Origin of the sequence: Bacillus cereus group sp. BfR-BA-01310, from assembly GCF_022664325.1 — a bacterium.
Lineage (GTDB): Bacteria > Bacillota > Bacilli > Bacillales > Bacillaceae_G > Bacillus_A > Bacillus_A paramycoides.
In genome coordinates, this window is record NZ_JAKUHD010000006.1 from 172,336 (window position 1) to 184,685 (window position 12,350).

Below are 12,350 nucleotides of genomic sequence, written 5' to 3' on the forward strand. Positions count from 1 at the left end.
TAAGGTATTCTATGAGTCTCATAGAAGCCTTATTACACTTTATTATATAGAATATATTGGAATAAATGTTTATATTTTTCATAATATTTATGAATATTATGTGAACTTTTCATTCAAAATCACTACATATTTTCTGTTTTTTATTGAAAAATAAAATTAATTTGAATAATTATGCTATCACTATATACCTGTACGGACATTATCCGTATAATGGAGAAGTATGAATTTTAAACGGGTATTAAATTTACACATAGAGGTGAAAAAAGAATGAATGCTCGGCTGATGGAACTTATTGATGTGAGTACAATAGAAACCATGGCAGAACAATTTTATAAATTAACTAACATATCACATCAACTTCTTGATGCTGAGAAAGAATGTATTTTTTCATTCGGAATGAATGAAGTGAAAAATAATAATCTTCCAAAGGTTGAAATCCCCATTTTCTTAAACAATCAACATTTAGGTTCTTTTGTAGTTTGGTCTAAAAAAAGCGAAATTTTCAATTGTCAAAAATACTTTGAAATGCTTTCGAATCTTATTATAGATGGAGCTACAAATGCTATTCAAAGTAAAAATAATAATTTACTCTTTCGAAAGGAAGAGGAATTATATATGATTTTACAAAACATGCCTGTTATGGTTGATGCACTAGATAACAACGGCGATTTCGTTTTATGGAATCGGGAATGTGAAATTGTAACAGGTTATACAGCCGAAGAGATTATCGGGAACCCAAACGCACTTCAAATATTATATCCTGACGATAATTACCGTCACCAAATACAAAAAAAATTCTTAACTTGTGGGAAAAATTTTAGAGATTGGGAAATGCATTTAACATGTAAAAATGGTGAAGTCAAAACGATAATGTGGTCCAATATTTCAGACCAGTTTCCTGTAATAGGATTTAGTTACTGGGCTGTTGGGGTAGATATTACACATTTAAAAGCAATAGAAGAACAACTAAAACAACAAACCTCTGAATTGGAACTTATTTTTAAAGCTTTACCAGATCTATGTTTTTTAACAGAAGCTGATGGAACAATTATAGATTATAAAGCTGGATCACCTACAAAATTCTACGTACCTGCAGAAACCTTTATGGGAAAAAAGTTTTACGAGGTGTTACCATCTCCAGTAGCACAGCAATTTCGAGAAGCAATTCGTCAAGTAAAAGAAAAAGAATCCACTGTAATTGTTGAATATCCACTAGCACTTAAAGGAAGTATAGATTTTTTTGAAGCTAGATGTTTACCATTGCTACATGACAAAATTATGGTTATTATACGCGATATTACAGAGCGAAAAAAGACAGAAGAATTACTAAATAAATCAGATACACTTGCAGCAATTGGACAATTAGCAGCTGGTGTTGCTCATGAAGTAAGGAACCCTTTAACTGTAATAAAAGGATTTATACAACTATTCCAAATTAACAAAGAGGATCAAGAAAAGTATTTTGATCTTATGCTTTCTGAAATTGAGAGAATTGAAGCGATACTTCAGGAGTTTTTGTCGATTGCTAAAACAGATGAAATTCCTACTGAAAAGAAAAATATTTATAAAATATTTGAAAATGTCGTGTCATTGATTAACACAAAAGCGATTATGACAAATATTCAAGTTGAATTAATTGCAGATTCAAGTGAAATATTTATTGAATGCTCTGAAAATCAATTGAAACAAGTATTTATTAATATTTTGCAAAATTCAATCGAGGCAATGCCAGATGGCGGGAAAATTTCAATTCATATGAAAGAAATGAATGAAGACGGAGTCATTATAGATATAGTCGACGAAGGAATAGGAATACCAGAGGAAAGAATTAAGAGATTGGGTGAACCATTTTATAGTACGAAAGAAAAAGGTACTGGAATTGGATTGATGTTAAGTTACAAAATTATTGAAAGTCACCAAGGGGCTATTAGTATTATGAGTGATGTTGGTGTCGGGACTACTGTAACAATTTACTTACCAAAAACGCAAAGTGAACTGTACATATCAAAGAGTGAAAATAAATCCGTAATAGTACGCTCTATATTTAACTCGTAAATAATTAAATACGCCAAAACAAAGGGCTTAGTGAAAACTAAGTCCTTTGTTTTGGCGTATTTTTAAATTTTATTTTAGTAAACTTTACCTTTTCTTTACCATTACTTAAATTTCTATTAAGTATTAATCATTATATTAGTATTTATACAATGTAATGTTTAGAATTTCAACATTACTTACAATGATGGGAACTTACTTTATTGTTAGAAGTAATGTAAGGAGGAGGATTATGACAAGGTGAAAAAGAAAAAACAGAAAAGCGGTAGGGTACTTCCAATACGATTAAACATTTTATTCTTTTGTGTGTTTTTATTGTTTTCTGCTATTATAATTCAGCTAGGTAAAGTGCAAATTTTCGAAGGAGAAACATATAAAAATGAAGTACAAAAGAGAGAAAATGCAACCGTTAGTCTTACAGTGCCACGCGGCAAAATTTATGATCGTGAAGGTAAACCCGTTGTTGATAATAGGTCTTTACGTACGATTACATACACAAAGTTAAAAGGTGTAAAATCAGAAGATATGTTAAAAACTGCAAGACAACTTGCAGAAATAATTGAAATGCCACAAGAAGATATAGATAAGTTAACTGAGACAGATAAGAAAGATTTTTGGATGCAATTAAATCCAAAGCTTGCTGAAAACTTAGTATCTAAAAAAGAAATAGATAAGTTTAGAAAAAAAGATAGTACCGGAAAAGAACTAGATAAAAAAATAGAAGAGTTAAAGAGAAATCGCGTTACAGATAAAAACCTTCAAGAATTAACAGCTAAAGATTTAGAAGTGTTAGCTATTAAAAGTAAAATGACTTCAGGATTTCAAATGGCACCTCAAATTATAAAAAAAGATGTTAGTGAAAAGGAGTACACTGTAATAAGTGAAAATCTTGCAAATCTTCCTGGTGTAGATGCATCAGTTGATTGGGAGCGATTTTATGTTAATGATGGATTATTCCGTTCAGTACTTGGAAATGTTTCAAATGCTGATGAAGGATTACCACGTGAACGATTAGATTATTATTTAGTACGTGACTATAGCCGAAATGACCGAGTTGGAAAAAGTTACATCGAACAACAATATGAAGATGTACTTCATGGTACGAAAACAGAAGTAAGAAGTATCGCAGATAAACAAGGTAACACAATTAGAACAGAAACAGTTTCCGAAGGGAAAAGCGGCAAGAATTTAACTTTAACAATAGATATGGAATTACAGAAAAAAGTAGAAGAGAGCATAGAAAAAATATTAAAGGCCTATAAAGGTTCAGAATCGATGTTAGACCGTGCTTTCGTTGTTATGATGAATCCGAAAAACGGTCAAGTATTATCGATGGCTGGGAAAAAGTTAGTAGAAAAAGACGGCAAAATAGAAGTAGAAGATTATGCTTTAGGTACGATGACAAGTTCATATGAGCTTGGATCAACTGTTAAAGGTGCGACAATATTAACTGGTTTTGAAACGAAAGCTATAACACCAGGTACTTACTTTTATGATGCACCTATGAAGTTTAAAGGAACTAAGGAGAAAAAGTCTTGGAAAGATTTCGGGAATATTGATGATCTAAGAGCTTTACAAGTTTCTTCTAATGTTTATATGTTTAATACAGCATTAAAAATTGCAGGTGTAGATTATGTAAGGAATAGTTCACTAGATATTAAACAAGAATCCTTTGATAAAATGAGATATTATTTCAGACAATTTGGTTTAGGTGTTCCAACGGGCATTGATTTACCAAATGAAACAGCTGGGCAAATTGGGCGAAAAGATAATCAGCCTGGTTTCTTATTAGACTTTTCCATTGGTCAGTATGATACGTATACACCGCTTCAACTTGCCCAGTACATTTCGACTATCGCAAATGGCGGCTATCGTATGAAACCACAAATTGTTCAAGAGATTAGAGAACAAACTGTGCAGAAAGATGAAATTGGTAAAGTCGTACATTCACAAGAACCAATTGTTTTAAATAAAGTGGATATGAAAGAAGAGTATATTAATCAAGTAAAAGAGGGATTTAGAAGAGTGTTCCAAGAGGGGGATGGTACTGGGGTAAGTAAATTCCAAAAAGCACCATATAAACCAGCTGGTAAAACAGGGACAGCACAGACAGTATATGGAGGAGATAGTGACATTGGTAGAAATGATAAAGGTGAGCGTATAAAATGTTATAACTTAACACTAGCAGGATATGCGCCATATGATAATCCAGAAGTAGCGTTTTCAGTTGTTGTTCCATGGATTATAGATGATAAGTCTGGTATTAATTCTGCAATTGGTAAAGATATTTTAGATGCCTATTTCGATTTGAAAAACCAACGATTAAGTGAGGGAACTGCAAAAGTAGATGATTTAAAAGAAAATTAGAAAATATGAACCGTCTCTATCATTTATATGAACTAGAGACGGTTTCACATAGGACTAGATTGGAAATGAGGTATTTATGAATAGATTCGTTTGTAAAGGATGGGGAAAAATATGTAGCTATATTTTAATTATTGTAGCAGTTATTTTAATTAATAAATCTTTTTTATTTTGTATGGTAGAAGGAATTTCGATGCAGCCAACATTAAATGAAAAAGATCGTATACTAGTTAATAAAGCTAGTTTTTCCTTTCATCATGGAGATGTGGTGATAATTAAAAAGGAAGATGATCCAACATACTATGTTAAACGAATTATCGGATTAGCCGGAGATGAGGTAAAGCTAAAAAACGATGTTGTTTATATAAATAATAATAAGCAAAATGAGTCATATATACAGTTAGATATATCACAGACATCAAAACGTTTTTCAAACTTCTCAGAAATAAAAGTTCCAGCGCATAAATTCTTTGTATTAGGAGATAATCGTAATCATAGTAAAGATAGTAGAAATACACTAGGTCTTATTGATGAATCAAATGTGATTGGTAAAGTAGAAATGGTGTATTTTCCGTTTGATCAAATGAAAAGAATAAAATAATTTCGTAAAAAAGAATGCTATTAAATATTCACCTTTTGCAAAAAATTACATATATTGATAGCATAGGACAAGCCAAAAGGCTTGCACCCTATCTCACTGAACACTCCTTATCACGGATTGGCATCTACTTATGTAGATGCTTTTTTTATATTTTTGACTGACAATTATTTATCAATATAAGGTGGTAAGAATATTAGGTCTTTTAGGGGGAGTTTACCTGTAAAAATAACTGTACTCTTAATAAATGAAAATGAAATATAAGGAGTGAGAAATCAGTGCTGAATATTTTAATGGTCAATTTTCCGGCAGAGGGACATGTGAATCCTACTTTAAGTATAGTAAAATCCTTTACTGAACGGGGCGATAGCGTACATTATATTACTACGGAAAATTTTAAGGAAAGGCTTGAATCAATGGGAGCTATTGTGCATTCTCATCCAGATTTATTAAAAGAAATCTCTATCGATACGGTTACTTCATCTGGATTAAACGCTTTCTTTAATGTTCATGTTCAAACTTCTTTATATATATTAGAAATTACAAAAAAGTTATCTAAAAGTATACATTTTGACTTCGTATTTTATGATATATTTGGCGCTGGAGAATTAGTAAAGGAATATTTACAAGTTCCAGGAGTAGTTTCCTCTCCTATATTTTTAATTCCGACAGATTTTTTAAAGACCTTACCTTTTCATCCAGATACCACAGTCCCTTTTCATCCTGATAAATTCGCTAAAAAGTTACTATATGAAATGGAGAATAAATTTGGAGTTTCCCCAAAAATTAATCTTCAATTTATGAATAATAAAGGGGAAATATGTATCGTGTATACAAGTCGTTATTTTCAACCTAATAGTCATTCGTTCGGAGAAAATAATATTTTTATTGGACCGAGTTTTCCAAAGCGGAAAACAAACGGGGAGTTTCCACTTGGAATGCTAAAAGATAAAAAGGTTATTTATATTTCAATGGGGACCCTCCTCGAGGGGATCGAACCATTTTTTAATACTTGTATTGATACTTTCTCAGATTTTAAAGGAGTAGTTGTAATGGCAATAGGTGATAGAAATGATATTTCAAAAATTAAACAAGCACCAGACCATTTTATAATAGCTCCATACGTACCTCAATCTGAAGTATTAAATGAAGCAGATGTTTTTATTACACACGGGGGAATGAATAGCGTACATGATGCAATTCATTATAATGTTCCATTTGTAATAATACCGCATGATAAAGACCAGCCCATGATAGCCCAAAGGTTAATTGAGCTAGAAGCAGCATATAGATTATCAAAAGATAATGTGAATGCTCAGTCTTTAAACGAAGCAGTATTCGAAGTTTTTTCAAATGAAAAATATAAAGATGGTATACGAAAACTTAATGCTAGCTTTTTAGATTGTGGTGGTTCCAAAAAAGCAATCGCGGTCATTGATTCACTATTAAATAAATAGTTTTAAGATGATAAAAGCATAGAGGCTCACACCTTTATGCTTTTAAATTGTTATCCAGCAAATTGTACAGCAGTATTCGCGTGTAAATAAGCAGTGTCAAAAACAGGAACAGATAGATCGTTTTGAGAAATGAGCAAAGGAATTTCTGTACAGCCAAGCAGTATTCCTTCAGCACCGTTTTTAATTAATGTATTTGCGATTTGTAATAGCTTTTCTTTTGATGCATGTGAAATGATACCTCTACTTAATTCGCTTAATATGACATGATGAATAAAGGTTCTATCTTCTTCATTTGGGACAATTGTCTCAATGTTGTAATTTGCTAATCGAGATTTATAGAAATCATGTTCCATCGTTTGTTTCGTTCCTAAAAGTCCGATACGCTTTATATTATGCTCTACCATATTCTTAGCACTTACGTCTCCAATATGAAGGAGTGGTATTGATATTGCCTTTTCTACTTCTTCGGCAAATAGATGTACTGTATTAGAACATATTAGTAAACATTCAGCTCCAGAGTTTTCTACTTTTTTTGCTACTGTGACTAATTCATTTTTCACTTCCTCATATTGATGGTTTTGTAATAATGTAGTTACTTCACCAAAGTCCATGCTATATAAAACAAGCTTCGCATTTTGATCATATTTAGAGAGGGTAAGTGTATTAATATGTTTATAGTACAACGATGTTGATTCCCAACTTAGTCCGCCAATTAGGCCAATTACTTTCATCATGTATTCCTCCCGTAACAATTTTGAATTCATTATTCCATAATTCCTATAAGAATACAATGATTTGAACGAACTATTTATTTAAAAGTTAAAATAGTAAGAAAAGTATTGAAATTGTTGATTGTTAGTGCCATAATACAGATTACAAATACATACTTATCCAGAGAGGTAGAGGGAACGGCCCTATGAAGCCTCAGCAACCCCTATGTAATTACATAGGAAGGTGCTAATTCCGCAGAGGACATTTATATGTCTTTTGAAAGATAAGAGGATTCTTGTACGTGAAAGAAAATGACCTCTTAATTTAAGGGGTCATTTTTTGTTGTATAGAAAGGAAGTGTCGATGCATAATTCATTTTCAAAACAAATATAGAGTATTAAAAGCTGAATAATACGAGAGGGGAATTGTAATGAACAAATTAACGACAAAACTAGTAGTAGCAATCGGAATTGGAGCAGCTTTATACGGTGTATTAGGACTTTGGGGATTTTCTATCGCACCCAATACATTTATTAAACCAGCATTAGCTATATTAACAGTTTTTGGCGCATTATTTGGCCCAGTAGCAGGGCTATTAATAGGACTCATCGGTCATACAGTTACAGATACAATCGCTGGATGGGGTATTTGGTGGGGATGGGTGATTAGTTCAGGCATTATCGGATTTTCAATGGGGATCATACAAAAAAGAGCTGGCTTCAGTGTGAAAAATGGAAAGTATAATAACCGTGATATTTCTTATTTTACAATTGCGGGGTTAGTAGGAATTGTAATTGCCATTATATTTGCAGGAGCATTCGATGTTATTGTGATGGGAGAACCGTTTGATAAAATCGTTATACAAGTGCTAGGAGCAACCATTGCAGACGTTATCGTATTTTTAGTTCTTGGCTTACCAATCACAATTGGCTTAGCTAAAGCGAATAAAAAACATACACATTTAAAAATTGAAAAGTAGGGATGTATACATGCAACCAATTATTTCTTTTGAGCAATTTACCTTTCAATATGGGCATGTCACGCAGCCTACTTTAAAAGATATTACATTTCAAATATATCCTGGGGAAAAAGTGCTAATAGCTGGACGGAGTGGTTCAGGGAAGTCAACATTAGCTCATTGTATAAATGGGCTAATCCCATTTTCTTACGAAGGGATAAGTACTGGTAACATTTTAATAGCTGGAAAGGATCCGAGAGAAGGAAGTATTTTTGAACAGAGTAAACGTGTAGGAACAATATTACAAGATCAAGATTCGCAATTTATTGGCCTTACTGTAGAAGAAGATGTAGCATTTTTATTAGAAAATGAATGTGTAAACCAAAAAGAAATGAAAAGAATTGTGACTGATTCTTTAAAAAAGGTAAATATGCAGAACTTTCATGCACAAAGTCCACATGAATTGTCAGGAGGTCAAAAACAGTCAGTTTCTCTTGCAGGGCTGTTAACGGTAAATGCAGATATATTATTATTTGATGAACCGTTAGCTAACTTAGATCCTGTAAGTAGTTTGAATACTATAAAACTTATTAAAGATATACATGAGAAATATAATAAAACAATTGTAATTATTGAACATCGAATAGAAGAAATTTTAAAGCTTGATTTAGATAAAATTATTTTAATCGATGAAGGAGAAGTTGTTGCGATTGGTTCACCGGATAAAATTTTAGCGTCTAATATATTACCAAATATCGGGCTAAGAGAGCCTATTTATATAGAAGCTCTAAAGAAATTAAATTTTGGTAATAATAATGACATGTTATTTCCAATTGAAAATCTTTGTAATGAAAGAGTTAATAGCGTAATAAAGAATTGGATGCAGAAACAAGTATCATTTGAAAACACACATAAAAATAGAGAAATATGTCAAATTGAAAATTTATCATTTTCGTATAATAACAAACATACAGCATTAGAAGATATCAACCTTTCAATAGGAGAAGGTGAAATAGTAGCGTTACTGGGTCATAACGGAGCAGGTAAATCGACATTAGCTCATAGTCTAATAGGAATAAATAAAACAAAAAATGGGAGAATTACATTCGCTGAAGAAAACATAAACACGTGGTCTATCCGTAAACGTGGGGAAGTTATTTCATATGTTATGCAAAACCCCAATCATATGATTACACAAAGTACTGTTTTAGAAGAAGTATCATTCACATTAAAATTAAAAAAGGTTTCTAAAGAAGAAATTAATAGTAGAGTGGAAGATGTTTTGAAGATTTGTGGATTATACCCATTTCGTAATTGGCCAATTAAGGCATTAAGCTACGGGCAAAAAAAGAGACTAACTATTGCTTCTGTACTTTCAACAAACCCAAAACTAATTATATTAGATGAGCCGACAGCTGGACAAGATTATTATCATTACAAACAGTTTATGTCGTTTATAAGAAAACTGGCTGAAAAAGGCATATCTTTTATTTTTATCACACACGATATGAATCTTGCTTTAGAATACGCAAATCGAGCGGTAGTTCTGCATAAAGGGAAAATCATTGCGGACAATGCTGTATCCGCTGTATTAGGAGATCAAGAAACGTTACAAAGAGCCAATTTACGGGAGATTTCATTAATAAAGCTTGCTAAATTAAGCGGAATTTCATCTCCAGAAATGTTTGTGAAACTTTATATAGAGGTTAATAGGAGGGAGGAGTATGCATAATACGTATTTTCATCGTATGGATGGTGCAATTAAGTTATCTTTATTTATATTTTGTATGACTCTTACTTTTTTATTTTTTGATTTTCGTATATTGCTAATTTTATTTTTTATTGGATGTGTCGGCCTCTTAATTGCTAAAGTTCAGTTGCGTAAAATTATAGTTGTTTTCAGCGTTATATTTACATTTAGTTTATTAAACTCTGTTATGATTCTTTTTATTACGCCAACACATGGATCAGAATTAACAGGAACATACACATCTTTTTTTAATATAGGTTATGCAACAATTACATACGAAACATTATTTTTTGCCGTTACACTTTCATTAAAATATTTTACGTTATTACCATTTACACTTCTTTTTATTTATACAACTCATCCAAGTGAATTTGTCAGTAGCTTAAATAAATTTGCTATTCATTATAAAATTACATATGCAATAAATATTGCACTGCGTTATATACCAAACATTCAATCTGAATATGTAATCATTAAACATGCACAGGAAGCAAGAGGTGTACCTTTTGAAAAAGGAGAAGCGAGCTTGTGGATTCGTATGAAAAACCGTGTTTTAATTTTTTGGCCACTTATTATTCATTCTTTAGAAAGAATCGATACAGTTTCAAATGCAATGGATTTAAGAGGATTTGGAAAGAAAAACAAACGTACGTGGTACTATGCAAAGGACGCACAAAAAGAGGATTACATCACACTTTTTGTTGGTATTATTATTTTGATTATTGCAGTTTACTTAAAACTAAATGTATTCCAAAGCTTCTGGTACCCATTTTAAAGTACTCTCAATAGAGTGCTTTTACTAATTTTATGAGGACATGCTCAAAAATGGGATATACACATACTGTATAATACGAACCAGTTAAAAATGATCAACTACCTATTAGTTTTCAAACCAAAAGGAGGAGAAAATATGAGCTTCGGTGGTTCTTGTGGTTTTGGTGGAGGTTTCGCTTTATTAGTTGTGTTATTTATTTTATTAATTATTGTTGGATGTAGCTGTTGGAGCTAAGGGTACTAATTTCTAATTAGTCTTCACAAAATGTAAACTTAAAAAAACATAGCAGATACTTGTTGTATCGAAATAAAAAAGGAGCATAATGGCTCCTTTTTTATTTATTATATGGAATACTCTCATCACTATATTTTGGGAATGTAATAGTTAGAGCCGTTCCTTTATTAACAATACTTCGGATTTTTAAAGTACCTTGCATTGTTTCGATAATTTTAACAGCAACCATCGTACCTAAACCAGTACCTTTCGTTTTTGTACTAAAATATGGTTCGCCAAATCGATTTATTTGCTCTTGCGACATTCCAATTCCACTATCTTGAATCCTTATTATGACTTTATTATTACTAGCAGTTGCAGAAATAATTAGATCACCGCCACTCGGCATAGCTTCAATACTGTTTTTAATTAAGTTTAAAAAACATTGGTGGAAGTGCTGTGTATTACCAATAATTGTCCCCCCGGAGAACTCTTTTGTAATATTAATAGTGTTCATATTACATAAAGGCAATATCATATTAATTACTCGATGTAACTCGTGCTCCACAGAGATACGGTCTAGTTTCTCTGATGCTGGCTTAGCAAAAGTTAAGTAATCATCAATAATTATTTGTGCTCGATTTAACTCTTCAAGTATATGTTCAATATATTCATTCCTGGACTCTGGGGTTAAATTGGGTGTTTTTAAAAGTTGAGTAAATCCTTTTACGACAGTCAAAGGATTCCTTACTTCGTGTGAAATACTAGCAGCGAGTTGGCTGACAATCTCCATTTTTTCAATTTTAATTAACTTTGATCGCATGATTACCGCATCTTTTAAAACTTCATTAAAATAGACAACAAATAACATTAATGTAGTTGGTAATAGAATAAAATAAATAATATATAAATTATTAACTTCAAAATCTGATAAAGTTAAAACAATAACAGTTGTAAATATTGCAAGGAAAAAAGTTAAAAACATAGACGAAGCTACTTTAATTTTTCTATTGTATGTATTAAATTTAGCTGATGCGAATGCTGTAATAATAAATATTGTTCCATAAACAATAATTGTTAATAGACTAAAACCATAAAACATAAAACGTGTTATTAATAAAATAATGAGTAATATAATACCGACAGGAAACCCACCATAAAGTGTTCCTATTAAAAAGGGTATTTGTCTTAAATCGTGAATGCAATTTTCATCCATATAGATAGGATATCGCATACATAAAATAAGTGGGATGCTCGTACAAAGAATAATAAGTAGTTTTTTGTATTTTTCCCCAAAGAGCCCACTATCATAAACGAAATAAAAAACAAATATACTACTTAAAATATAAAGAAGATTATTTAAAACATTTTGATTTATGTAAATAAAGTTCATAATACATGCCCCGTTATCCTGAATTTCAATTCCATATGTATTATACATTATAAAAGTAATAGTTTTACATATGTCTAAT

Annotated in this window: 10 protein-coding genes and 1 riboswitch; of the genes, 8 read left to right on the forward strand and 2 right to left on the reverse strand. The window is 31.4% G+C overall.

Going from position 1 to position 12,350, the window contains the following annotated elements:
- The first annotated feature begins 267 nt into the window (after nt 1-267).
- From MR109_RS15080 to MR109_RS15095, 4 genes are all read left to right on the forward strand, one after another.
- The gene (locus MR109_RS15080) at nt 268-2,055 is read left to right on the forward strand and encodes a PAS domain-containing sensor histidine kinase (RefSeq protein ID WP_242272722.1); all 1,788 of its coding nucleotides are present in this window, start codon (nt 268-270) and stop codon (nt 2,053-2,055) included.
- A gap of 237 nt (nt 2,056-2,292) precedes the next feature.
- Entirely contained in the window at nt 2,293-4,419 is a 2,127-nt protein-coding gene (locus MR109_RS15085; RefSeq protein WP_242272723.1) for a peptidoglycan D,D-transpeptidase FtsI family protein, read from the forward strand.
- Nucleotides 4,420-4,495: 76 nt separating this feature from the next.
- Complete coding sequence (gene lepB / locus MR109_RS15090; RefSeq protein WP_242272724.1) at nt 4,496-5,017, forward strand: signal peptidase I; 522 nt, start codon at nt 4,496-4,498, stop codon at nt 5,015-5,017.
- A 275-nt stretch (nt 5,018-5,292) separates the two neighbouring features.
- On the forward strand, nt 5,293-6,471 hold the full coding sequence (locus MR109_RS15095; protein ID WP_242272725.1) for a macrolide family glycosyltransferase: 1,179 nt from the start codon (nt 5,293-5,295) through the stop codon (nt 6,469-6,471).
- Nucleotides 6,472-6,521: 50 nt separating this feature from the next.
- Here MR109_RS15095 and MR109_RS15100 read toward each other — a convergent pair whose 3' ends face one another.
- The gene (locus MR109_RS15100; RefSeq protein WP_242272727.1) at nt 6,522-7,205 is read right to left on the reverse strand and encodes an aspartate/glutamate racemase family protein; all 684 of its coding nucleotides are present in this window, start codon (nt 7,203-7,205) and stop codon (nt 6,522-6,524) included.
- A 150-nt stretch (nt 7,206-7,355) separates the two neighbouring features.
- Nucleotides 7,356-7,472, forward strand: a riboswitch (SAM riboswitch).
- A gap of 140 nt (nt 7,473-7,612) precedes the next feature.
- Here MR109_RS15100 and MR109_RS15105 point away from each other — a divergent pair.
- The 4 genes from MR109_RS15105 to MR109_RS15120 all read left to right on the forward strand — a co-directional run bounded on the left by MR109_RS15105 (nt 7,613) and on the right by MR109_RS15120 (nt 10,899).
- A complete protein-coding gene (locus MR109_RS15105; protein ID WP_242272728.1) occupies nt 7,613-8,161 on the forward strand; it encodes an ECF-type riboflavin transporter substrate-binding protein in 549 nt (182 codons plus the stop codon).
- A 10-nt stretch (nt 8,162-8,171) separates the two neighbouring features.
- On the forward strand, nt 8,172-9,872 hold the full coding sequence (locus tag MR109_RS15110; protein ID WP_242272730.1) for an ABC transporter ATP-binding protein: 1,701 nt from the start codon (nt 8,172-8,174) through the stop codon (nt 9,870-9,872).
- A complete protein-coding gene (locus MR109_RS15115) occupies nt 9,865-10,665 on the forward strand; it encodes an energy-coupling factor transporter transmembrane component T family protein (RefSeq protein ID WP_242272733.1) in 801 nt (266 codons plus the stop codon). The genes MR109_RS15110 and MR109_RS15115 overlap by 8 nt, the downstream gene beginning before the upstream one ends.
- Nucleotides 10,666-10,800: 135 nt before the next feature.
- Nucleotides 10,801-10,899 carry a YjcZ family sporulation protein gene (locus tag MR109_RS15120; protein ID WP_000007808.1) on the forward strand — a complete coding sequence of 33 codons (99 nt, stop codon included), beginning with the start codon at nt 10,801-10,803 and terminating at the stop codon, nt 10,897-10,899.
- A 100-nt stretch (nt 10,900-10,999) separates the two neighbouring features.
- Here MR109_RS15120 and MR109_RS15125 read toward each other — a convergent pair whose 3' ends face one another.
- On the reverse strand, nt 11,000-12,319 hold the full coding sequence (locus tag MR109_RS15125; RefSeq protein WP_242272735.1) for a sensor histidine kinase: 1,320 nt from the start codon (nt 12,317-12,319) through the stop codon (nt 11,000-11,002).
- Nucleotides 12,320-12,350: the final 31 nt, after the last annotated feature.

Bases quoted from the DNA above. Each gene is read 5' to 3' on its own strand.
- MR109_RS15080 (WP_242272722.1), top strand. From the start codon at position 268: ATGAATGCTCGGCTGATGGAACTTATTGATGTGAGTACAATAGAAACC.
- lepB (WP_242272724.1), top strand. From the start codon at position 4,496: ATGAATAGATTCGTTTGTAAAGGATGGGGAAAAATATGTAGCTATATT.
- MR109_RS15100 (WP_242272727.1), bottom strand. From the start codon at position 7,205: ATGATGAAAGTAATTGGCCTAATTGGCGGACTAAGTTGGGAATCAACA.
- MR109_RS15105 (WP_242272728.1), top strand. From the start codon at position 7,613: ATGAACAAATTAACGACAAAACTAGTAGTAGCAATCGGAATTGGAGCA.
- MR109_RS15110 (WP_242272730.1), top strand. From the start codon at position 8,172: ATGCAACCAATTATTTCTTTTGAGCAATTTACCTTTCAATATGGGCAT.
- MR109_RS15115 (WP_242272733.1), top strand. From the start codon at position 9,865: ATGCATAATACGTATTTTCATCGTATGGATGGTGCAATTAAGTTATCT.
- MR109_RS15120 (WP_000007808.1), top strand. From the start codon at position 10,801: ATGAGCTTCGGTGGTTCTTGTGGTTTTGGTGGAGGTTTCGCTTTATTA.
- MR109_RS15125 (WP_242272735.1), bottom strand. From the start codon at position 12,319: ATGTATAATACATATGGAATTGAAATTCAGGATAACGGGGCATGTATT.